This window comes from Pseudomonas sp. UC 17F4 (genome assembly GCF_900101695.1).
Lineage (GTDB): Bacteria > Pseudomonadota > Gammaproteobacteria > Pseudomonadales > Pseudomonadaceae > Aquipseudomonas.
The window spans coordinates 2,688,291-2,710,987 of the sequence record NZ_FNKV01000001.1 but is presented as its reverse complement, the minus strand read 5'-3'; the positions used below and the strand labels follow the sequence as shown (position 1 = coordinate 2,710,987).

The window sequence follows — 22,697 nt, the reverse complement described above, 5'->3', positions numbered from 1 at the left end:
CGCGATGAGGCCCTACAGGCTCAACGAGCGGTTCGAAGCCTTGATGAACTCTTTCTTCAGCGCCGCAAAATCATGCACCGCCGGGAACTGCGGAAACTCGCGGATCACGTTCTCCGGCGCATGGAACAGAATCCCTGCATCTGCCTCGCCGAGCATGGTGGTGTCATTGTACGAATCCCCCGCGGCAATCACCCGGTAGTACAGGCTCTTGAAGGCCAGCACCGACTGGCGCTTGGGGTCTTTCTGGCGCAGCTGGTAGCCGGTCACCCGGTCGTTTTCGTCGGTGATCAATCGATGGCAGAGCAGCGTCGGGAAGCCCAGCTGGCGCATCAGAGGCTGGGAGAACTCGTAGAAAGTGTCGGAAAGAATCACCACCTGGAAACGCTCACGCAGCCAGTCGACGAACTCGATGGCGCCGTCCAGTGGCTTGAGCGTGGCGATCACCGCCTGGATATCGGAAAGCTTCAGGCCGTGCTCATCGAGGATGCGCAGGCGCTGTTTCATCAGCACGTCGTAATCGGGAATGTCACGGGTGGTGGCCCGCAGCGATTCGATTCCGGTTTTTTCCGCGAAGGCGATCCAGATTTCCGGGACCAATACGCCTTCCAGGTCGAGACAGGCAATTTCCACAGCACACTCCTCGAACAACGCCAAAAATGGGAAGCCGCACTCTACATGCGCGGCGTCTACCCGGGCAATTTTTGTTAAGATCAGGGCATTACGAGCGCCAAGCGCCATTCAATGACCGGAAGCCGCCTGATGAGCCAACCCTTCGACGTCGCCGCCCTGGCCGCGACCTACGCCAACAAGTCGCCGCAAGACATCCTCAAGCTGGCCTTCGAGCACTTCGGCGATGACCTGTGGATTTCCTTCAGCGGCGCCGAGGACGTGGTGCTGGTGGACATGGCCTGGAAGCTCAACAAGAACCTCAAGGTGTTCAGCCTGGATACCGGCCGCCTGCACCCGGAAACCTACCGTTTCATCGACCAGGTGCGCGAACAGTACCAGCTGCCGATCGAGATCCTCTCCCCCGATCACAGCAAGCTCGAGCCCTTCGTCAAGGAAAAAGGCCTGTTCAGCTTCTACAAGGACGGCCATGGCGAGTGCTGCGGCATCCGCAAGATCGAGCCGCTGCGGCGCAAGCTGAGCACTGTCAGCGCCTGGGCCACCGGCCAGCGCCGCGACCAGAGCCCGGGCACCCGCAGCCAGGTGGCGGCGCTGGAAATCGACAGCGCCTTCTCGAGCCCCGAGCACACCCTGTACAAGTTCAACCCGCTGGCACAGATGAGCAGCGAGGAAGTCTGGGGTTACATCCGCATGCTCGAGCTGCCGTACAACAGCCTGCACGAGCGCGGCTTCATCAGTATCGGCTGCGAGCCCTGCACCCGCCCGGTGCTGCCGAACCAGCACGAGCGCGAAGGCCGCTGGTGGTGGGAAGAGTCGACCCAGAAGGAATGCGGGCTGCACGCCGGCAACCTGATCACCAAGGGTTGACTTCCTCGCGCTGGCAATAGCGCTCCAGGTGCTGCTCAAGGTCGATAATCGCCTGGCGCAGCATCTGCACCAGCTGGCTGATGCGGTGGGCCGGCGCCTGTGTACTGCAGGCCTGTTCCAGCTGTACACAAACTGCCAACACCTCATGAGCACGGATCATCCGCGCCCCGCCCTTGAGCCGATGCACCAGGTCGGCCAACGCCACCCGATCCTTACCATCGTGCAACCGGTCCAGACCGCGCAGGTCCTGGCGATTGCTGCTGACCAGATCGCCGAGCAGGGCCCGGACCTTGTCCTGATCACCGGCGGCCAGCACCAGCAGGCTGGAGATGTCCATGCCCGGTAGCACCGGCGCTGCCTGGGCCACCACCGGCACCGCGATACGGCCCGTCAGGCCCTCCAGCGCCTGCTGCAGATCGTCGATGCTCAAGGGCTTGAACAGGCAGGCATTCATTCCCGCCGCCAGGCAGCGGGCACGTTCCGACGCCTGGGCATTGGCGGTCACCGCCAGCACCCGGCAAGCCTCGCGGCCGGCGCGCCGCTCATGCTCGCGGATCGCCCTGGCCAGCCGATAGCCATCGAAGATCGGCATGTTGCAGTCGGCGATGACCACATCGAACGACTCGCGCAGCCAGCAGCGCAAGCCCTCGCCGCCGTGTTCGCAGACCCGCACGCGATGGCCCAGGTAACCGAGCTGGTGCATGAGCAGGATGCGATTGGCCGGGTAGTCATCCACCACCAGCACCTTCAGCGGCTTGCTCAGGCCTGCGCTCTCCCGGCGCCGGCCCGGAGCGTCGCTGGACGCCGCCGGTGGCAGGCAGGCCAGGTTCAACTGCACCTCGACACGGGTACCGACACCGATACTGCTGTCCAGCTGCATACGCCCGCCCATCAGCTCGCACAGCATCCGGCAGATGCTCAGCCCCAGCCCGGCACCATTGCGCCCGGCCTGGCGGTTGTTGCTGGCCTGGCAATAGGGCGTACCCAGGCGTGACAAATCGGCCATGGGAATGCCGACGCCGGTATCTTCCACCACCAGGCTCACCTCCACGCGGCGCAGCCGGCGCTGGGTGTGCAGGCGCACACGCACCGAGCCTTCACGGGTGAACTTGATGGCATTGCTGATCAGGTTGGAGAGAACCTGCTTGAAGCGCAGGGCGTCGAGCAGCACGTCGCTGTCCAGGGCGCCGGTAACCTCCAGGTGCAGGCGCAGGCCCTTGCCCAGGGCCTGCTGTTCAAACATGCGCACCACCCCTTCGACCTGCTGGCGCAGCTGGGTGCGGCGCGGTTCAAGGAGCAAATGGCCGGATTCGATGCGGGTGACATCCAGCACATCGCCGAGCAGTTCAAGCAGGCCACGCGCCGAGCTTGAGGCCACCTCGATAGCCAGCCGGTCGAGCACACCCTGATCGGCCTTTTCCTGGGCCAGTTCGAGCATGCCCAACAGGGCGTTCATCGGCGTGCGGATCTCGTGGCTCATGGTCGCCAGAAACGTCGTCTTGGCCTGGTTAGCCGCCTCTGCCTGTTCCTTGGCCGCTTGCAGTTCAGCATACATCTCGGTCAGGGCACGCTCGGCCCGTTCGCACTTGCGGATTGACTGGCGCAGGTAGTGAATCCACACCAGCGCCAGCGCCAGCAAGCTGCCGACCACGGCACAAGCCTGGGCAATCAGGCGCCCGTTTTCGTGCCAGAAACTGTCGACAATCGCCAGCGTGGGGTGTTGCGCCACCACCGCATGCGCTTGCGCCTCAAAGGCGTGCAGGCCGCGGATGGCATCCGGCCAGATGCCTGGCGCTACCTCTTCGGCCCCGGCCACTGTGGCCAGGCACTGCAGTACCAGCAACACCAGCGCCTGCAGCAAGCGAGCATGCACACAATTGGGCAACCTAAATGAGCAGGTTGCGCTTGGCGACATCCGCCAGGTCCACCAATGATTTGACCCTCAATTTCTCGATCAGACGGGTTTTGTACGTGCTGATGGTCTTGTTGCTCAACAGCATCGCATCGCCGATGGCCTTGTTGCTCAGGCCGCGGGCCAGTTGCTGCAGCACCAGCAGTTCACGGTTGGTCAGGCTGGCGATGCACTCGGCTTCCGAGGCGCGCACATCGACCCTGCTCACCGAGCTCAAGGCGACTTCAGGGAAGTAGGTGTAGCCGGACATGACCGCATGCACGGCCTTGCTCAGCTCGCATAAATCGTCGGTTTTCGATACATAGCCGACCGCGCCGGCCTTCATGCAGCGCAGGGAAAAATAATCAGCCTGCTGAGAGGTCAGGATCAGAATTTTCAGCGCAAGCTTCATTGCTTTGACCCGGGCAATCACCTCCAGGCCGTCCAGGCCCGGAATGCTGATATCGAGGATCATCAGGTCCGGGCTCAGCTCACGAGCCAGGCGCACGGCATCGATGCCGTTGTCGGTCTGGCCGACCACTTCGAAGCGCTCGCTGACCAGCAGCAGGTTGACGCATGAGCGAATAAACGGGTGATCGTCCACGATCAGAACACTACTCATACCTTCCCTCATACCACGACGGTGACTCGGTCCGATTCACCCCTTGAAGGCAATTTCGCGACGTTGCTCGCCCTCGACCAGCTCAAAGCGATAGTGGCGCCCGGCCTGTTTCTCGAATGCACGGACCTTGCCCGGCAGCACATGGTGCTTGGTCGCCGGGGCGCAGTCCTTGTTGCCGGCGGCGCAATCATTGAAATGATCGAGGACGATGGTGGTGTTGCCCCGGTTGGGGACCAGGAAGCGCCCGGCCTCATGCTCGACCTCGACCTGGTAGCGGCTGGCCTGGGGCCGCACGAACAGGATCGAGCCGTAGCCGGCCAAAATGTTGACCCCGACCTTGAGGGCGTTTTCATAGCGCTCGGCTTCATCTTCGGTCACGGCAAAACCGTCGTTGACCTCAGGCAGCACCGGGATGAAACGCAGCCTGAAATAGCGCTCGTGCTCACGCTCGCCGCGATACAGCAGGCGCACCGCCTGCATGCCATTGGCGGGGATGATCAACCGCGCCGGGCTGACCACCAGGCCACGCTGCAACGCCTCGCGGCCGTCCATTTCAACCTCGCGGGCCTGGCCCTGCTCATCGTAGACCAGCTCGGCGACGCTGACCTTGACGAAGGCGGTGGTGTCGCCGGCATTGCGCACGCGCTTGAGCAACGTGCTCTTTTCACCGTCGAGGTAATCGTAGAAGGTCCCGATGTTGAGCTCGGGCCCGGCGAGCGCAGCGCTCGCCACCAGTATCCATAGCAGCGGTACCGCCAGTATTCCTTTCATGTCGTTTAGCTCCCAGCTCAACTGGCCAATTAATATCATTCTCATCCACCCTGCCTGTCCGGGCAACCGGCAGGAGCTGTAGGAAACTTCCTTAACTGACAGCGAAACTTCCAATTGCCCCGTTCGGGGGTTGTTTAAAGCGCAGCATCCAGTACCAGCGTCACATCGCCCTGGAAGGTTTCGCCCGGGTACCCGAGCATCGAGGCGGTATCGGCCTGGGACACTTCGAACAGCAAGCGCGCCTGACGGTCGAGCGTGGCCTCGACGGTATCGATGGTCAGCGCGGCCGGCGCTCCGACCGGCAATACCAGGTTATCCACCGGCGCCCCTTGGTGCTTCATGCTGGACGGCAGGGTCAGGGCGACTTTCAACGGAACCTGGTGGCCGTCGCGGCCGCGAATGCCGCAGCGCCCACCCAGGTCGTATTCGCAGCGGGTGTACACGCTGATCGCACCGGTGGTCCAGATCTGGAATGGCAGCACCCGGTACAGGCGCTGAGGTGGCGTGCCGCGATTGATCCAGCTTGCCCAGCCACCGGGCGGTTCGAGTACTGCGCGTTCGGAGCCAGGCGGAAACTCGAGCTTCAAGGGGTGTTTGACGGTAAATACGAAATTAAGCGTCAACATATCGGTGCTGACATTAGTGACGCGGTCGCCCAGGTCGAAGTCCGCCCCGTTGCCACCGACGCTCAACTGTAGCTGGGCTCGGTAGACGCCATTTTTCAACGAAAGAGGCGACGGCAACAGCAGCTCAAATCCCAGGCCCGTTACGGAGCTGTCAACTTTTACAACAGACCCGGCACTGCCGCTGCGTCCGGACATGTAGCAACCGCTTGGCACCAGCATATCGACCCGGCCCAGGTACTGGGTAACAGCTTGATGTTCAGTAAAAGCTGCAGGTACGCAAGCGCCCTGACTTGGCCCGACCAGGACCGCGAAGCCCGGCTGAATCCGCAAACCTAAATGCGTAGGCCTGAACCGGACTGAAAAAGACTCTCCGTTCTCACTGACCAGATTCAGGGTTCTGGTAGCTGGCAGCCGGAAGTAGTAGGTATCACGAACATTCGGTGCACGATGGATGAACGCCGTAGAGAATCTCAACGGCAAACCGACCGTGTATCGATACTCGCTGGCGCTGCAAGTCACAAGCCCCGAACAGAACTCTGCCCGCGGCGTGGTATTGACGAAACCACTGGGTGGCCTGCCTGAAAGACCTGGTATGTATTCGGCAGTAATGTCCACCACGCTGGCCTGGGCAACACCCGTGAAAGGTTCCGGACAGAACGCTGCGAACACCGAAAAGAGTGCCCCAAGGGTTGTGCACCGTGGTTGTTTCAGCCATCGCATCAAGCGTCCTCCTTCGATTGTTTCAGCTCAGCCCTGGCCACATTGGCCCCGGCGCAGGTCAGGTCGCCGACCAGCAGAATGTCGTTCTCGCGGGTGTACGTGCCCTGATCGAAGCTGAACAGGCACAAGGCATCAGCGCCCCGGCGAATCTCCAGGGTCGGCGTCGATTCGCTCATCTCGATGGCGAAGAAACCATCCGCCTCGCTCACGCTGCGGCTGGCGTGGTTGATTACCAGCGCGCCCCGCAGCGGCTGGCCTTTGCCATCGACCAGACGGCCGATCACGGTGACGGTCTGCATCACGCGAATCTGGTGATAATCGACCCCGCCGCGGTTGAGGTGATACTCCACCGTAGCGGGCTGGATGACCGCAGCATGGGCGTCCCTGCCTTCGAAATCGAAATGCACCTGGCCGGCCTTGTAGGCGCTGACCGGAATGACATTGCGCCCCGGGCGCAGCACGGCGCTGTGGCCGTGATGGTCGTCGGCGCGCATGCGCAGGCCCTGCAGGTCCGACTCGACATCGACAATCAGGCCGGCCTCGTGGGGCAGGTACTGCCCGGACATCGCCACCTGGCCGGCGCCGATCGCCAGCACGCTGTCGAGGTTCAAACCGGCGGTCAGTTCGCCGTTGTACGACGAGCTCTGGGCATAGGCATCGCCATGCAGCAGCGGGCTCTCGAACAGGGCGCTGCCGCCAAAGCCGGTGCCGTAGCGGTCCAGCGAAACCGTGCCGGCCAGGCTCTGCAACGCGCCGTAGTCGACATCTTGCTGATAGGTCAGCGAAGCGTTCTGATCGCGCCCGCCGTCGCGGGACGTGCGGCTGCCCAGGGTTGCCGAAATCCTGCGTCCCGGCCCGCCGAGGCTCATGCTCATGCTCAAGGTGACGCCGCGGTTGCGCGCATCACCCGAGCTGCTGGTGCCAGGGCGATCGAACACTGACAGCCGCCAGTGGGTATCGGAGTCCAGCAGCTTGCCAAAATAACCCCAGCCGACATCGAAGCCGGTGCCGTTTGCGCCAGTACCACTGCTATGGGAAACCCGTACGGTAGCGGTACTGTGGCGATCGACCCGGTGGTTCAGCGACAGTGCGCTCTGGCGCACCTCGCGCACGCTGAAGTCGCGCTGCGCGCCAGGCTGATCGTCTTCGAACCTGCGGCTGTCCAGCCATGAGCGGCTCTGGCTGAACACCAGCGAGCCCGATGCATAGTTGTAGATGCCTTGCAGGTCGTAGCCGTTACCCTGATCTTCGGTGTGAAAAACACTGCCATAGAGCTTGAACGGATCGAGCACATCCCAGTCCAGCGAGCTGCCGTACTGCATGAGTTCATCGATGCGCTGGGCCGAGAGCCCGAGCACTGCCCGCGGGTGCAACAGGTAATTGGTAAAGACCCCGGCGCTCAGGCTGTTGTCATAGTCCTTGTCCCAATTGCTCCACAAGGTGCTCTGCTGCCCGACATAAACGTTGTAGCGCCAGGGCGACTCGGCGTTGTTCCAGTTCGAGGGTTTGTAGATGAAGGCCTCGCTGCGCGAGGTTTCCTGGTTGTCTTCAATCAGGCGAACTTCTACTTCATAAATGCCTCCCGGCAGCACCCGGGTATCCAGCGCCTGCAAACCGGCCTGCACCGACTGGCTGTTGATCAGCACACCATCACGGTAGATTTCGGCGATAGCCGAGCGGTTCGGGGTGACATAGATGGGCGTGGCGCTGGCCTGGCCATTATTGACCGCCAGGCTGTCGCTGCTGCCGAGCATCAGGCCGCGGGTGGTATCGGGCAGGTTGCCGAGCAGGCGCGGCTGACGGGTCAGGCCTTGGGCGCCCGGGGTAAAGTAGCCCAGGCGAAAGAAATGCTGGTCGTGCACACGCTCGGCATAGAGCTGGTCGACACGGTGCCGGGTTTGCTCGGCGTAGTCGCTGTTGCGGTCGAACTGCGCCTCGCCAACGGCAGTCCAGTTGCCGACACTGCCCCGCCCCTGCACGGCATAACGCCCGGTGGTTTCCAGGTCGCCCCCGACCAGGTTCAACTGGTTGCGCAACAGCAAGCCGTGGCTGCCGCGTTCCGGCAAGGTGTGGTAAAGCGCCGGCTGGTCGCTGCGCTCCGCCGCCGTGGTGAGGATCGACAACTGTGAATTGACCAGGCTGTAGTGCAAGGCCACCAGCCCCAGCGGGCAACTGGACAGGCAGTTGCCCAGCAACCTCGGCTCCTGCAACTGTTCGCGCCAGCGTGAACGCTCGCTGTCGGCGGCCTGACTCTCGAAGGTGTCGGTAAAGTCGAGCAGTTGCACCTGCTCATCGCGCGACAGCACCACCAGCGCATCGCCCAGGTAGCGACCATCAAGGTCGACGCGAACCGCCAGGGGCACATCAAAGAAGTGCTCGCCGAATTCTTGCGGCAAGCCTTGCGCCTGGCTCAACACCCCCAAGGGCCCGGCCGCTCCCCGGGCATCGGCCCAGGCACAGGCAGAACTGCAGAGCACAACCCAACCCAGGGCCAGTCGAACGGATGCAGCGAGAGACAAGTAATTGGCCATGTCCATTTTTTCACAGGCAATATTCACCCCGTACTCATCCAAACGAAGGAGCAACGGGGTGAATAGAAGGGGACAAAAAAACGCCGGCTGGCGACTTACGGCGAAACGGTCTCGAACAGCATGTTGACGATGCCCTGGTAGTTGCCTGGCACGTAGCCGCCAGCACCGGCCGACTGCGCGGCCACATCGAAGGCCACCAGGGTGCCCGCCGCCGCTGCGGCTGCCGGCACTACCGGCACCGAGGTGGTGGTCAGGTCGGTGCCGTTGACCGCGACGTCCAGACCGATGCTGTTGGCGCCGCTGTTGATCACTGCCGGGCTGAGCAGACGGGCGGAAATCGCCCCGGTGGTGCTCTTGACCTGCAATTGCTTGCGGATCGGCTCAAGCGATTCGCGCAGGGCGTTCCAGGCCATGTTCTGCGGTTCGTTCATCCAGTTGCCGCCCACCGGCTCGACATAAAAGTTCTCGGTCGGAACGGTGGCGGTTACGGTGACTTGTTTCTCCAGTGGGTCGGCGGCAAATACATTACCAACGGCCAGCAAGGCGAGCGGCAGGGCCAGAAAAGTGCGCTTCATGAATTGATCTCCTCGAATTGACCTGTGCAATCGTCACAGGCGACGTGCCAACGGCGAATGCCGCACCGCACAGGGCGGTTGGCGAGGAGGATTATTCGGCAGATATCCGACGCAAAAAGTCGGACCACTCCCAGCAGAGTTGGGAAATTTCCCAAAGAGCATTAGCGTTCAATCGCACAAAAAAAAGGTTCTTCACGGAATCCCGGGGGCTATGATTCTTGGGTTGGGTTGCGGACTTATCCATTCGGTGTGGCGCCGCTGTTGGCCCCTTCCGCCCTTACGGCGGGTCCCTTTTGTTCTTGGCAAAAGGAACCAAAACCGCTCGCTCCAGCATTCGGCCCTACGCTGCGCTCCGGGTTCCTTCGCTACGGTGCCCTCCAGGGGCATCGCGGCCTACGACTTGCTTCGCCAAGTCTACGTCTTGCGACTTCGGCCTCGGCCGAAGGGTGCTACGCACCAGCCCCCTCCAGACACCTACGCTCAGCCTCCTGAAGTCGCGAAGTTACGGGCGGCGCCTGCACTGACGTATCTGCGAAAGCAGATGTTGGCGAAGCCATGCTGACGCAGGAGCGGGACAGCCCGCTGATAAAGCGAGCACCAACTTGATCTTGATATTCATGCACGCACTTCCAGACGCCGCGAAAAGCGACTTCAGGAGGCCGAGCGTAGGTGCCTGTAGGGGCAGTGCGCAGCACCTTCGGCGGCAGCCGAAGACGCGAGATGTAGACTTGCGAAGCAAGTCGTAGGCCGCGATGCCCCGGAAGGTGCCGTAGCGAGGGGACCCGAAGCGCAGCGTAGGGCCGTATGCAGGAGCAAGCGGTTTTGCCTACTTCTTCCCAAGAGAAAAGTAGGCCGCCGTAAAGGCGGAAGGGGCCAGCAGCAGCCCCACACTGAATGGATAAACTCGCAGCCTCAACATCCCAACCCGGGATTCCGTGAAGAGCCAAAAAAAAGCGCCCCTTGAAGGGCGCTTTCTGCACATCAGCTATTGAAGACGCAAATCAGTGCACTGGCAACTCGACGCCTTCAAACAGCTCTTCAAGCTCCTGCTTGTTGTGGCAGGCGATCGCCTTGGCCATCACTTCGCGGGTCAGGTGCGGGGCGAACTTCTCGATGAAGTCGCACATGAAACCGCGCAGGAAGGTGCCACGGCGAAATCCGATCTTGGTCACGCTGGACTCGAACAGCTCGCTGGCATCGAGCACCACCAGGTCATTGTCGAGCTTGGTGTCGACCGCCATCTTGGCGACGATACCGACGCCCAGGCCCAGGCGCACGTAAGTCTTGATCACGTCGGCGTCAGCGGCGGTGAACACCACTTTCGGGGTCAGGCCGCGGTGGCTGAAGGCTTCGTCGAGCTTGGAGCGGCCGGTGAAACCAAACACGTAGGTAACGATCGGGTATTCGGCCAGGGCTTCGAGGGTGAGCTTTGGCAGTTTGGTCAGCGGGTGGCCCTGAGGCACCACCACGCAGCGATTCCAGCGATAGCACGGCATCATCACCAGGTCGCCGAACAGCTCCAGGGCTTCAGTGGCGATGGCGAAATCGACGGTGCCGTCGGCGGCCATTTCGGCAATCTGCATCGGCGAGCCCTGATGCATGTGCAGGGCCACTTCCGGGTACTGCTTGATGAAGCTGCTGATCACCGGTGGCAGGGCATAACGCGCCTGAGTGTGGGTGGTGGCGATCGACAGGGTGCCCTTCTTCTCGTTGGAGAATTCCTGGGCAATCTGCTTGATGCTCTCGACCTTGCGCAGGATCTCGCCGGCGGTGGTGATGATGCGCTCACCGGCCGGGGTCACGCGGGTCAGGTGCTTGCCGCTGCGGGCGAACACTTCGACGCCCAGCTCGTCCTCGAGCAGGCGGATCTGCTTACTGATGCCCGGCTGGGAGGTGTACAGGCTCTGCGCTGTCGCGGAGACGTTGAGGTCGTGGTGCGCCACTTCCCAGATGTAGCGCAATTGTTGAAGCTTCATAGGTATCCCTCAAATCAGCTGGGCGTCACCGGCAGCAGCGACGATTTATAACTATATTAGTGGTTTGAAGAATAAATCTAGAACTATTTTAGCAGTCTTCAAGGAACCCACCTACGTCACCCAGTTAAGACTTCCTACGACCGAGATGTTGCGCGAGCGGCACCATGTACACCGGCACCGGCGACAGCTGCAGCAAGCGCACAGCGGTGCGGCCAATCGGAATGTCAACGCCGGCGCCCTGGCTGTGGCTGCCGAAGATCAGCAGGTCGACACTCAGGCGCTGGGCCTGTTCGAGAATCACCTGCGCCGGGTCGCCCTGGCGCACGCGCACGGCCTTGATCAGGGCCAGGTCAGCCTCCTCGCCTAATTCGTCACGAAAGTTTTCCAGGACCCGCTGCTCGATGTTGGCCATCACCGTGGTGACGCCTTCGCTGTGCAGTTCATCGAGGGTCTGCTCGTCCAGGTAACTTTGCAACAGTGATTCGGCGAACTGGCCCATGGGCTCGACTGCATGAATGACGTAGAGCTCTGCGTTGAAGGTCCGCGCCAGCGCCAGCGCGTGTTGCATGACAAAAGGCGCGTACACACCGAGGTCAGTGGCATACAGCATGGAACGGATCATTCGACCTCCTCGACTGCCACGACGGCAGAGCAAGCTTCAGCTTAGCAGCGCCAAGACCGGCCGCAGGGCCGTCCGGCGCCGAGGTTTGCCAGTCAGCCCAGGGTCGGTTCGTTGCTGATCCCATGGGGCACATGGCCAGTGGCGACGACGCTGCGGGCCCGTTCGCAATGGCCGGCCTGATCGTCGAAGAACACATCGGCGGCGAAGGCTTCGAGGAACGCCGATTTGTCCAGGCCGCCAAGAAACAGCGATTCGTCCAGGCGAATATCCCATTCGCGCAAGGTGCGGATCACCCGCTCATGGGCCGGTGCCGAACGGGCGGTGACCAGCGCCGTGCGGATCGGGCAGGCGCCTTCCGGGAACTCCTTTTGCAAAAGGTTCAGCGCCGCCAGGAACGGCTTGAACGGCCCGCCACGCAACGGCTCACGCGCCGATTGGCGCTCGCTGGCCTGAAAGGCTTCGAGGCCGCCGAGCTGGTAGACCCGCTCGGACTCATCGGAGAACAGCACCGCGTCGCCGTCAAAAGCGATGCGCAGCTCGTCACTGGCCGCACGCTGGGCGCCACCGGAGAGAATAGTGGCGGCGGCAAAGCCCGCTTCCAGGGCGCTGCGTACGTCATCGGCATCGGTGGACAGAAACAGGTGACAACCAAACGCCGCCAGATACGGATAAGGACTACGACCGCCGACGAAGGCGGCGCGGTAAATACCCAGGCCGTGATGCTCGATCGAATTGAACACCCGCAAGCCGGTATCGGCGCTGTTGCGCGACACCAGCACCACCTCGACCCGCGCCTGGCCAAGATGGGCGTTCAGGCCCAGAAGCTTTTGCACCAGCGGGAAAGCGTCACCAGGTTCAAGCACTTCGTCTTCGTGTTCGATCTGGTACTGGCGATACGCCTCAACGCCCTCGGCCAGGTACAGCCGGTGGCTCTCGCTGAGGTCGAACAGCGCCCGGGAGGAGATGGCGACGACCAGTTTGTCACCGAGGTTCTTGCTCATATGCTGCTCCTATTGCGCTGTTCTAGCGGGCCTCATCGCGGGTCAAGCCCGCTCCTGCAGGGGCGGTGCTGTTTGCCGGTCAATAAAAGCCAAGGCCTGATACAACACCTGCATCTTCGGCAACTCACAGCCCGCCGCCCGTGCCTGGGCCAACGGCTCGGCGTAGATCGCCGCCAGTTCCAGTGGCCGCTGCTGGGCGAAATCGTGGTACATGCTCGGCCAGTAGTCGGGCATCTTCTCGGTCACCGCAAACAGGTGCTCGGCATAGCCTTGCGGCAGTTCATGGCCACAGGCACGGGCACCCTGCACTACTTCGGCCATCAGCGCCTGGATCAATGCGCGGCTGTCGGCATCGGCCATCAGCGGCGTGGTACTGGCCTTGAGCAGCACAGACAACCCGTTGTAGGGCACATTCCACACCAGCTTCTGCCAGCGCGCCTGGGCCAGGTTGCTCATGGCCTGGGAATCGATGCCGGCGCCATGGAACAGCGCCGCCCCGGCCTCGACAATCTGCTGGCGGCTGTCGTCATCGACCGCCGGGCCGCTGTGGTAGCCCAGGTTCACCGCGCCCAGCGACTGGTGGCGGATCACCCCCGGCGCTTCGCGGTTGACACAGATAAAGCACAAGCCGCCGAGCAGGTGCAGGTTGGCCGGCAGCAACGGTCGCAGCTGCTCTTCGACACCCAGGCCGTTCTGCAGCAGCACCACCTTGGCATCCGGCGCCGCCGCTTTGCCAATCAACGGCGCCAATTCAGCGTTGCTGGTGGTCTTGGCGCCCACCAGCAGCCAGTCGCAGGGCGGCATGTCGGCGGCGTCGGCGTAGGCCGAAACCTTCATCTGCACGATGCCATGCACGGCGCTGTCGAGGCGCAAACCGTTGAGCTGAACGGCGTCGAACTCGCTGCGCAAGAGAAAGTGCACCTCGAACCCGGCACGCGCCAGCATCAGGCCATAGAAGCCACCAATGGCACCGGTGCCGATTACGCCGATACGCGGGCTGCTCGTGTTCATCCTGCTCTCCTCAAGCGTTCATTTTCTGTTCACATTTTTTACACGCAAATCATACGTTTTACGAACCTTCACTATACTGAGGCGAACAAGGTCAAAAAATCGACACGGAGTCGAGCATGCGTGGTTTCTTGCTGCACCCGGACGATGTTCCGGTGGAGCTGACCCTGCGTCAGTCGCCCAAACTGTTCCGCCAACGGCTGCACACTATCAGCCTGGGCGGAATCGCCTGCAACCACCCTCGGGCCTACCGACGCGGCATGGCGGTGGAAATGCTCATTCCCTCCCTCGGCGCCGAGGCGCGCTACCCAGGTTACGTGGCCTGGTGCCAGAAGCACCAGGACGGCTACCGGGTGGGTATTGCCTTTATCGACGAACAGGCGCTGTTTGGCGCACGCATGGGCGAACAGGTGTGCCAGATCCAGCACTTCTGTCAGGCCCGGGAGCACGCCGCCAACCCCGATACCGATGTCGAAGCCCTCGCCCAGCAGTGGGTCAGCCTGCACGCCGGCGAGTTCTCCGAGGCCAGCCTTGAGGCAAGCCATACCCGGGAAATCCTCCTTCCGGGGTAAAAACCCCGTGGCTGTGGGCTTTTCCTTGCAGGAAAGCCGCCCTTGCCCATTGTCGAGCCACGGTGTAACGCGCTAAGGTTCGGCTCCCCGCTGCGTACAATTTTCGCTGCTCCGCCGCACGGGGATCGCTGGCGGCCGGCACCCGTGACCTGACGAGTAACACGATGGCTGATTTACCGATCGATGACCTAAACGTTGCCTCCAACGAGACCTTGATCACCCCCGATCAGCTCAAGAAGGAAATCCCCCTCAGCGCTACCGCCCTGCAGACCGTGACTGCCGGCCGCGAAGTGGTGCGCAATATCCTCGACGGCAAGGACCACCGCCTGTTCGTGGTGATCGGCCCCTGCTCGATCCACGACATCAAGGCTGCCCACGAGTATGCCGAGCGCCTCAAGGTGCTGGCGGCAGAGGTGTCCGACACCCTGTACCTGGTCATGCGCGTGTATTTCGAAAAGCCGCGTACCACCGTCGGCTGGAAGGGCCTGATCAACGACCCGTACCTGGACGACTCGTTCAAGATCCAGGACGGCCTGCATATTGGCCGCCAGCTGCTGCTGGACCTGGCGGAAATGGGCCTGCCGACCGCCACCGAAGCCCTCGACCCGATCTCGCCGCAGTACCTGCAGGACCTGATCAGCTGGTCGGCCATCGGCGCGCGCACCACCGAATCCCAGACCCACCGCGAAATGGCCTCGGGCCTGTCCTCCGCGGTCGGCTTCAAGAACGGCACCGACGGCGGCCTGACCGTTGCCATCAACGCCCTGCAGTCAGTGTCGAGCCCGCACCGCTTCCTTGGTATCAACCAGGAAGGCGGCGTGTCCATCGTCACCACCAAGGGCAACGCCTACGGCCACGTGGTGCTGCGTGGCGGCAACGGCAAGCCCAACTATGACTCGGTCAGCGTCGCCCTGTGCGAACAGGCCCTGGCCAAGGCCAGGATCAAGCCGAACATCATGGTCGACTGCAGCCACGCCAACTCCAACAAGGACCCGGCCCTGCAGCCGCTGGTGATGGAGAACGTCGCCAACCAGATCCTCGAAGGCAACCAGTCAATCATCGGCCTGATGGTCGAGAGCCACCTGAACTGGGGCTGCCAGGCAATCCCGAAAGACCTCAACGACCTGCAGTACGGTGTCTCGATCACCGACGCCTGCATCGACTGGGCGTCCACCGAGAAAACCCTGCGCAGCATGCACGCCAAGCTCAAGGACGTGTTGCCCAAACGCCAGCGCGGCTGACAGGCAGGTACAAAAACGCCGGGCAATTGCCCGGCGTTTTTGTTGGTGCGTTGAACAGCAGCGCAAAGGGCTGCCCTTCGTGATCTTCAGGCCTTGTTGGTGGCGTGCTTTTGCTGACGTTCCATGTAGCGCTCAACATAGGAGCACGACGGAATCACGGTATAGCCCATGTCTTCGGCGTACTTGAGCGCCTGCTCGGTGAGCGCCGCAGCAATACCCCGGCCACGCAACGCGTTGGGCACGAACGTGCGGTAGATATCCAGGGTCTGCTTACCCAGGTCCATGTAGGTCAGGTAAGCACGATGACCGTCCACATTGGTCTCGAACTGATGACCAGCCTGGTCATGGTGGATGGACAACGCCTCGCTCATCACTACTCCTCGCGGGTCTTGTGCTATGACCCTACCTTACCGATGTTTGTCCGGCGAAGGAACCTCTACGCCACCCCGTGCCCCATTGGACAACGAGAAGAGCATGGCTGTTCTCTGGCAAATGAGCACGTACAAATAGTAGGCGCCCGATGCCCGGATGCTCAAGGTGGCTGGTCGCAAATTTCACCCACTTGTGGCAAGCGGACACGGCGGCGAGCATCGGCCTGAACAGTTGCCGGATGTTGTAGTGCTATGACGAAGGATGACACTTTAAGTCACTTTTAGTTCAACAAATTACACACTTGCTACACTTGTTAGCACCCGCGCATGCGGCGCCTTCACAGTTTTTCTACATAAGGCTGTGGCGGACCCGGGACAGGCGCATTTTTTTGCAGTTCTTGCGCTCTGTCAGTTTACTTACTACAAGTAATGGGTACTATGTACGCCGGCCAGTTTCTCTTTCTTGAGAGATGGCTATTTAATAGAAAGTCCTTGAAGGGGAACACGATGAACAACGTTCTGAAATTTTCTGCTCTGGCTCTGGCCGCAGTCCTGGCTACCGGTTGCAGCAGCGTATCCAAAGAAACCGAAGCTCGTCTGACCGCTACCGAAGACGCAGCTGCTCGTGCACAAGCTCGTGCCGATGAAGCCTATCGCAAAGCTGACGACGCTCTGGCTGCTGCTCAAAAAGCACAACAGACCGCTGACGAAGCTAACGAGCGTGCTCTGCGTATGCTGGACAAAGCCAGCCGCAAGTAATAGTCCTTCGGGATTGTTATTGGAAGCCGACCCACTTGTGGGTCGGCTTTTTTATTGCCGCCGTGAAAGTGCAACAGCAGAAACGACGAGGCCTGCACGATGGCAGGCCTCAGGTACAGCAGGAATGGCTTACTGCATGTCGTAAGGCACGCTGGACACCATCGGCGCCGGGTTGCCAGCGCCATTGGGCACGGCGATCTCCACCGGCATGCCGTCTTCGGCGGCGACCACATCACGAACCATGTCCCAGTTCATGCGCAGGTTGTTGGCCAGGTCTTCGCGCTTGAGCAGGGCGTTGATGACCGCGGTGTGCTTGTCGACCACCGACGGGTCGCCCTTGTCGTCCAGCGGCGTGTGCGCCTCGAGATAGACCTTGCCGGCACTGATACCGAACTTGTACGGCTCGTTGATGATGCGCACCGGCACACCGACCGGGGCCATCTTGGCCAGTTCCAGCACGTTGTTGTTGAACATGCGGAAGCAGCCGTGGCTGGTGCGCATGCCGATGCCGAACTTCTTGTTCGAACCGTGGATCAGATAGCCCGGCACGCCGAGGGTGAACTTGAACGGCCCCAGCGGGTTGTCCGGACCTGCCGGTACTACGGACGGGAGGATGTCGCCGTCTTCGGCGTGCTCCTTGCGGATCGAGGCTGGCGGCGTCCAGGTCGGGTTCGGGGTCTTGGCGGTGACCCTGGTGTTGGCGATCGGCGAACCCCAGCCTTCACGGCCGATGCCCAGCGGGTAGGTATGCACCACGTTCTGCCCTTTCGGGTAGTAGTACATGCGGTACTCGGCAAGGTTGATGACGATGCCTTCGCGCGGGCCCGGCGGCAGGATGAAACGGGTCGGCAGGATGATCTCGGTGCCGGCGCCCGGCAGCCACGGGTCGACGCCGGGGTTGGCGGCGATCATTTCCAGGTAGCCAAGGTCGTTGGCGGTGCCGATGTCGGCAAAGGTGTCTTCGTACTTGGCCTTGATCACCTGGACCTGGCCGATGACGTCTTCACCGGGAGGCGGCAGGGGGAACTCCAGCGCAGCAGCGGGACCTGCCGCCAGCAGGGCGGCCAGGGACAGGCAACGGGTGACGGCGGGAAAGCGCGGCAACATCCGGGAAATCCTTCGCTAATTCAATTGAGTCAAGCAATCGATTGTACACCGCCCCCGCGGAACAGGGAGATGTCCCGGGCGCAGTTGGCGGTGCAGGGGATGAAAGGTTATATCAGCGCGTTACAGCTCGGGCCACACTGGCCGCGTGCCACGGCGCTGGGCATCGAGAATTGCCCGGCACAGCGAGCACAGGCGGCGGTCACGGTAGATGCTGCGCTCGGCCTGCGACCAGCGCGGTTGCGCCGGCAACAGGGTGCCGCAGAGGGTGCGGTCGGCCGAGCCACCGAGCTCGAGCTGGCGGGCTACCAGGTGGACGCGGATCTCCTGGCAGGCGAACAGGTCAAGCTGTTCGTCAGGCTCGATCAATTGATAGGCATACAGGGACCAGGCGGGACGCGGCATCGGGGGCTCCAAATCGGGGGCGCAACATTAGCCGAAAGCCGGTCACTATAAAAGCGTCAAAGCAGCGGTTTTAGTTGCGGCCAGGCATTTTCCAGCAACCTGGCCTGGGCGCCCTGCGCCGGATGGATGCCATCGCCCTGCATCAGCTCGGGTACACCGCCCACCCCTTCGAGGAAAAACGGCACCAGCGGCACCTGTTTTTCCGTCGCCAGGTTTTCATACACCTGGGCAAAAGCCTCGTTGTAACGCTTGCCATAGTTGGGCGGCAGGCGCATGCCCAGCAACAGCACCTTGGCGCCGGCAGCCCGCGAGCGGTCGATCATCGAGGCAAGATTTTGTTGCAATTGCGTTGGCAGCTGCCCGCGCAGGCCATCGTTGCCGCCCAATTCGAGCACCACCAGCTCCGGCTTGTGCTCTGCAAGCAGCGCCGGCAGCCGCGCCTGGCCGCCGGCACTGGTGTCGCCGCTGATCGAGGCATTGATCACCTTGGCGTCGAAACCCTCGCTCTTCAGGCGTTTTTCCAGCAAGGCAACCCACCCCTCGCGGGTATCCAGGCCGAAAGCGGCACTGATACTATCGCCGACAATCAGCACGGTCCCCGCGGCTGCGCCCTGGGCCAGGCACATCAAGGCCAGGCCAGCACTCAATAACCACACTCGCATCGGATTCTCCATGGGCCCCAGCATTCTCAGTGCGCGCAACCTTAGCAAAGTGGTCCCCAGCGCGGAAGGCGACCTGACCATCCTGCACGAACTCTCGCTGGAATTGAAACAAGGCGACAGCCTGGCCATCGTCGGCGCCTCGGGCTCGGGCAAATCGACCCTGCTCGGCCTGCTGGCCGGCCTCGACCTGCCTAGCGCAGGCTCCGTGACCCTGGCCGGCCACGACCTCGGCCCGCTGGATGAAGACCAGCGCGCACGGGTGCGGGCCGAGCATGTCGGCTTCGTGTTCCAGTCGTTCCAGTTGCTCGACAGCCTCAACGCCCTGGAAAACGTCATGCTGCCGCTGGAGCTGGACGGTCGCCGCGATGCCCGCGAGCACGCCCGCAGCCTGCTCGAACGGGTGGGCCTGGGCCAGCGCCTGAGCCACTCGCCGCGCCAGTTGTCCGGTGGCGAGCAACAACGGGTGGCCATCGCCCGCGCCTTTGCCGCCGAGCCTGCGGTGCTGTTTGCCGACGAGCCGACCGGCAACCTCGACAGCCACACCGGCGAGCGCATCAGCGACCTGTTGTTCGAACTGAACAAGGAGCGCGGCACCACCCTGGTACTGGTCACCCATGACGAACGCCTGGCCCAGCGCTGCCGTCGCCTGATCCGCCTGGACGCCGGCCACCTGGTCGCGCCGCTGGAGCCCTGATGAAACGCCTGCCGTTGTTCCCCCTGGCCCTGCGCCAGTTGCTGCGCGACGCCCGCGCCGGCGAGTTGCGCGTGCTGTTCTTCGCCCTGCTGGTGGCGGTGGCGGCCAGTACCGCGATCGGCTATTTCGGCGCCCGCCTCAATGGCGCCATGCTGCTGCGCGCCACCGAATTCCTCGGCGCCGACCTGGTGCTGCAGGGCAGCTCGCCGGCCGCCCCCGAGCAGATCAGCCGCGGCACCGCCCTGGGCCTGCAGCATGCCCAGGTGGTCGAGTTCTCCAGCGTGATCGCCACCGACAACGGCATCCAGCTGTCGAGCATCAAGGCGGCCAACGACCGTTATCCGCTGCGCGGTGAGCTGCGCAGCGCCGCCGAACCCTATGCCAGCGAAACCGCCGGTGGCGGCCCGGCACCGGGCGAGGCCTGGGTCGAGCCACGGCTGCTGGCAGCGCTGGAGCTGAAGATCGGCGACAGCATCGATGTCGGCATGAAAACCCTGCGCATGAGCCGGGTACTGACCTACGAGCCCGACCGCGCCGGCAACTTCTATAGCCTGACCCCACGGGTACTGATCAACCTTGCCGACCTTGAGGCCACCGGGGTGGTGCAACCGGGTAGCCGGGTCAGCTACCGCGAACTCTGGCGCGGCGAGCCCGAAGCCCTGGCCAGCTACCGTGACGCGGTGAGTAAAAACCTTGCCGCCAACCAGCGCCTGCAGGATTCGCGCGATGGCAACCAGCAAATCGGCGGCGCCCTGGGCAAGGCCGAACGCTACCTGAACATGGCCAGCCTGGTGGCAGTGCTGCTCGCTGGTGTCGCCGTGGCCCTGTCGGCCAGCCGCTTCGCTACCCGCCGTTTCGATGCCAGCGCCCTGCTGCGCTGCCTGGGCCTGTCGCGGCGCCAGGCGCTGAGCCTGTTCTGCCTGCAACTGGCGATTCTTGGCAGCATCGCTGCGCTGTGTGGCGCGGCGCTCGGCTGGCTGGCCCAACTGGGCCTGTTCCAGTTGCTGCAGGGGTTGATGCCGGCGCAGATCCCACCTGGCGGCATCGGCCCGGCCCTGGCCGGGATTGCCACCGGCCTGGTGGCCCTGGCCGGTTTCGCCCTGCCGCCGCTGGCCGCCCTGGGCCGGGTGCCGCCGCTGCGGGTATTGCGCCGCGACCTGCTGCCGGTACCGGCCAGCAGCTGGCTGGTGTATGGCGCCGCACTGTTCGCCCTCGGGCTGATCATGTGGCGGCTGAGCCTCGACCTGCTGCTGACCTTCGCCCTGCTCGGCGGTGGCCTGGTGGCCGCCTTGCTGCTGGGCGGCCTGCTGTTGCTCGGCCTGCGCAGCCTGCGCCGCCTGCTCGCCGGCAGCCCGCTGGCCTGGCGCCTGGGCCTTGGCCAGTTGCTGCGCCATCCGCTGGCGGCGGCCGGGCAATCGCTGGCCTTCGGCCTGATCCTGCTGGCCATGGCGCTGATTGCCCTGCTGCGCGCCGAGCTGCTCGACACCTGGCAGAACCAGCTGCCCAAGGACGCCCCCAACTACTTCGCCCTGAACATCCTGCCCGACGACAAGAACAGCTTTGCCCAGCGCCTGAGCGAATTTTCCGCCGAAGCCGCGCCGCTGTACCCGGTCATCCCCGGACGCCTGACCGCAATCAACGGCGAGCCGGTGCAACAGATCGTCAGCAAGGAATCCACCGGCGACCGCGCGGTACAGCGCGACCTGAGCCTGACCTGGGCTGCCGACCTGCCTCAGGGCAACACCCTGAGCGAAGGCCAGTGGTGGCAGGCCCAACCGCCGGCCGACGCCCTGCCCGGCGTCTCGGTGGAAGCCGAACTGGCCCTGAGCCTCAAGCTCAAACTCGGTGACCAGCTGACCTTCAGCATCGGCGGCCTGCAACGTCAGGTGCAGGTGAGCAGCCTGCGCACGGTCAACTGGGACAGTTTCCAGCCCAACTTCTACATGATCTTCCAGCCCCAGACCCTGCAGGACCTGCCGACCACCTACCTGACCAGCTTCTACCTGGCCCCCGGGCATGACCAGCAGGTGGTAGCGCTGTCGCGGGCGTTCCCGGCGGTGACCATCCTTCAGGTCGATGCGTTGCTGGAACAACTGCGCAGCATCCTCGCCCAGGTCACCCTGGCGGTGGAGTACGTGCTGCTGTTCGTGCTGGCGGCGGGCCTGGCGGTGCTGTTCGCCGGTTTGCAGGCGACCCTCGACGAGCGTATTCGCCAGGGCGCCCTGCTGCGCGCCCTGGGCGCCGGGCGCGGTTTGCTGGTCAAGGCCCGACGCATCGAGTTCGGCTTGCTCGGGGCGGCCAGCGGCCTGCTGGCGGCGATTGGCTGCGAGCTGATCACCCTGGTGCTGTACCGCTACGCCTTCGACCTGCACTGGAGCCCGCACCCATGGCTGCTGTTGCTGCCGGTCCTCGGCGCCCTGCTGGTCGGCGGCGCCGGGGTCTACGGCACGCGCCGGGCGCTCAATGCCAGCCCGCTGGCGGTACTGCGCGAGGGCTGATCAGGGTTTGACGTAGTCGATGGCGTTGACCCACCAGCACATCTCGCCGGAAGGGGTCTGGACGATGACTTCATCGCCGACCTCTTTTTTCAGCAAGGCGCGGGCCATGGGCGAGTCGATCGAGATGTAGTCCATGCGCCCGTAGATCTCGTCGTAGCCAACGATGCGAAAGCGCTTGCTCTCGCCCTCCTCGTTCTCGATTTCGACCCAGGCGCCGAAAAACACCCGGCCTTCCTGCTCTGGCGAATAGTCGACCACGCGCATGTCTTCCAGGCGTTTGCGCAGGTAGCGCACGCGGCGGTCGATCTCGCGCAAGAGCTTCTTGTTGTACTGGTAATCGGCGTTCTCGCTGCGATCGCCCAGCGACGCTGCCCAGGTGACTTTCTGGGTGACATCGGGGCGGGTGACCCGCCACAACTGATCCAGCTCCTGCTTCAAGGCGTCGTAGCCGCCACGTGTGATGATCTTCGTGCTCAACAGTGTTCTCGCTCGGTGACCGCCAGCCAGCAGCCGGCATGTGCTCAGGCTGCAACTGTGCCTCAGAGCAGGCGAAC

General features: G+C 63.1%; 22 protein-coding genes. 6 read left to right on the top strand and 16 right to left on the bottom strand.

The features are described from left to right. Positions 1-12: 12 nt before the first annotated feature. Positions 13-630 carry a bifunctional phosphoserine phosphatase/homoserine phosphotransferase ThrH gene (thrH, locus tag BLR26_RS12585; RefSeq protein WP_093380992.1) on the bottom strand — a complete coding sequence of 206 codons (618 nt, stop codon included), beginning with the start codon at positions 628-630 and terminating at the stop codon, positions 13-15. Between the two features lie 129 nt (positions 631-759). Here thrH and BLR26_RS12580 point away from each other — a divergent pair, with 129 nt between their 5' ends. Continuing rightward, positions 760-1,494: a phosphoadenylyl-sulfate reductase gene (locus BLR26_RS12580; RefSeq protein ID WP_093387442.1), complete on the top strand. Its 735-nt coding sequence runs from the start codon at positions 760-762 to the stop codon at positions 1,492-1,494. On the opposite strand, the gene BLR26_RS12575 is transcribed toward BLR26_RS12580, so the two are convergent. The 10 genes from BLR26_RS12575 to BLR26_RS12530 form a co-directional block, all read right to left on the bottom strand. Continuing rightward, positions 1,481-3,367, bottom strand: coding sequence for an ATP-binding protein (locus BLR26_RS12575; protein WP_176794242.1), 1,887 nt, complete (start codon positions 3,365-3,367; stop codon positions 1,481-1,483). The two genes, BLR26_RS12580 and BLR26_RS12575, sit on opposite strands and share 14 nt — an antisense overlap. A gap of 13 nt (positions 3,368-3,380) precedes the next feature. Further along, complete coding sequence (locus tag BLR26_RS12570) at positions 3,381-4,007, bottom strand: response regulator transcription factor (protein WP_093380988.1); 627 nt, start codon at positions 4,005-4,007, stop codon at positions 3,381-3,383. Positions 4,008-4,043: 36 nt separating this feature from the next. Further along, positions 4,044-4,778, bottom strand: a complete 735-nt coding sequence (locus tag BLR26_RS12565) for a fimbrial biogenesis chaperone (protein WP_093380986.1) — start codon at positions 4,776-4,778, stop codon at positions 4,044-4,046. Between the two features lie 134 nt (positions 4,779-4,912). Beyond that, positions 4,913-5,521, bottom strand: a complete 609-nt coding sequence (locus BLR26_RS12560; RefSeq protein ID WP_143013271.1) for a hypothetical protein — start codon at positions 5,519-5,521, stop codon at positions 4,913-4,915. A 602-nt stretch (positions 5,522-6,123) separates the two neighbouring features. Then, a complete protein-coding gene (locus BLR26_RS12555; RefSeq protein ID WP_093387439.1) occupies positions 6,124-8,655 on the bottom strand; it encodes a CS1-pili formation C-terminal domain-containing protein in 2,532 nt (843 codons plus the stop codon). A gap of 95 nt (positions 8,656-8,750) precedes the next feature. After that, entirely contained in the window at positions 8,751-9,230 is a 480-nt protein-coding gene (locus BLR26_RS12550; RefSeq protein WP_093380981.1) for a CS1 type fimbrial major subunit, read from the bottom strand. Positions 9,231-10,231: 1,001 nt separating this feature from the next. After that, positions 10,232-11,206, bottom strand: a complete 975-nt coding sequence (gene cysB, locus BLR26_RS12545) for an HTH-type transcriptional regulator CysB (RefSeq protein WP_010222540.1) — start codon at positions 11,204-11,206, stop codon at positions 10,232-10,234. A gap of 124 nt (positions 11,207-11,330) precedes the next feature. After that, positions 11,331-11,828 carry a universal stress protein gene (locus BLR26_RS12540; protein ID WP_045194744.1) on the bottom strand — a complete coding sequence of 166 codons (498 nt, stop codon included), beginning with the start codon at positions 11,826-11,828 and terminating at the stop codon, positions 11,331-11,333. Between the two features lie 92 nt (positions 11,829-11,920). Further along, the gene (locus BLR26_RS12535; protein WP_093380979.1) at positions 11,921-12,829 is read right to left on the bottom strand and encodes a 5'-nucleotidase; all 909 of its coding nucleotides are present in this window, start codon (positions 12,827-12,829) and stop codon (positions 11,921-11,923) included. Positions 12,830-12,871: 42 nt separating this feature from the next. Next, positions 12,872-13,840 (bottom strand): putative 2-dehydropantoate 2-reductase, encoded by a 969-nt coding sequence (locus BLR26_RS12530; RefSeq protein WP_093380975.1) that lies wholly within the window; start codon positions 13,838-13,840, stop codon positions 12,872-12,874. A gap of 116 nt (positions 13,841-13,956) precedes the next feature. On the opposite strand from BLR26_RS12530, the gene BLR26_RS12525 reads away from it, so the two are divergent. Then, complete coding sequence (locus BLR26_RS12525) at positions 13,957-14,409, top strand: PilZ domain-containing protein (RefSeq protein ID WP_045194748.1); 453 nt, start codon at positions 13,957-13,959, stop codon at positions 14,407-14,409. A 164-nt stretch (positions 14,410-14,573) separates the two neighbouring features. Then, positions 14,574-15,650, top strand: a complete 1,077-nt coding sequence (locus BLR26_RS12520; protein ID WP_045194753.1) for a 3-deoxy-7-phosphoheptulonate synthase — start codon at positions 14,574-14,576, stop codon at positions 15,648-15,650. 86 nt (positions 15,651-15,736) lie between these two features. Here BLR26_RS12520 and BLR26_RS12515 read toward each other — a convergent pair whose 3' ends face one another. Further along, the gene (locus tag BLR26_RS12515; protein WP_010222546.1) at positions 15,737-16,021 is read right to left on the bottom strand and encodes a GNAT family N-acetyltransferase; all 285 of its coding nucleotides are present in this window, start codon (positions 16,019-16,021) and stop codon (positions 15,737-15,739) included. A 507-nt stretch (positions 16,022-16,528) separates the two neighbouring features. Between BLR26_RS12515 and oprI the strand changes: the two genes are divergently transcribed. Beyond that, the gene (oprI, locus tag BLR26_RS12510) at positions 16,529-16,780 is read left to right on the top strand and encodes an outer membrane lipoprotei OprI (protein ID WP_003259780.1); all 252 of its coding nucleotides are present in this window, start codon (positions 16,529-16,531) and stop codon (positions 16,778-16,780) included. Between the two features lie 129 nt (positions 16,781-16,909). On the opposite strand, the gene BLR26_RS12505 is transcribed toward oprI, so the two are convergent. From BLR26_RS12505 to BLR26_RS12495, 3 genes are all read right to left on the bottom strand, one after another. Further along, positions 16,910-17,887: a L,D-transpeptidase family protein gene (locus tag BLR26_RS12505; protein ID WP_093380972.1), complete on the bottom strand. Its 978-nt coding sequence runs from the start codon at positions 17,885-17,887 to the stop codon at positions 16,910-16,912. Between the two features lie 120 nt (positions 17,888-18,007). Then, positions 18,008-18,289 (bottom strand): hypothetical protein, encoded by a 282-nt coding sequence (locus BLR26_RS12500; RefSeq protein ID WP_010222548.1) that lies wholly within the window; start codon positions 18,287-18,289, stop codon positions 18,008-18,010. Between the two features lie 56 nt (positions 18,290-18,345). After that, a complete protein-coding gene (locus tag BLR26_RS12495; protein ID WP_176794241.1) occupies positions 18,346-18,951 on the bottom strand; it encodes an arylesterase in 606 nt (201 codons plus the stop codon). A 10-nt stretch (positions 18,952-18,961) separates the two neighbouring features. On the opposite strand from BLR26_RS12495, the gene BLR26_RS12490 reads away from it, so the two are divergent. After that, complete coding sequence (locus BLR26_RS12490) at positions 18,962-19,645, top strand: ABC transporter ATP-binding protein (protein ID WP_045194762.1); 684 nt, start codon at positions 18,962-18,964, stop codon at positions 19,643-19,645. Further along, a complete protein-coding gene (locus BLR26_RS12485) occupies positions 19,645-22,143 on the top strand; it encodes an ABC transporter permease (RefSeq protein WP_045194764.1) in 2,499 nt (832 codons plus the stop codon). The genes BLR26_RS12490 and BLR26_RS12485 overlap by 1 nt, the downstream gene beginning before the upstream one ends. On the opposite strand, the gene greB is transcribed toward BLR26_RS12485, so the two are convergent. Beyond that, on the bottom strand, positions 22,144-22,620 hold the full coding sequence (greB, locus tag BLR26_RS12480; protein ID WP_045194766.1) for a transcription elongation factor GreB: 477 nt from the start codon (positions 22,618-22,620) through the stop codon (positions 22,144-22,146). Between the last annotated feature and the right edge of the window lie 77 nt (positions 22,621-22,697).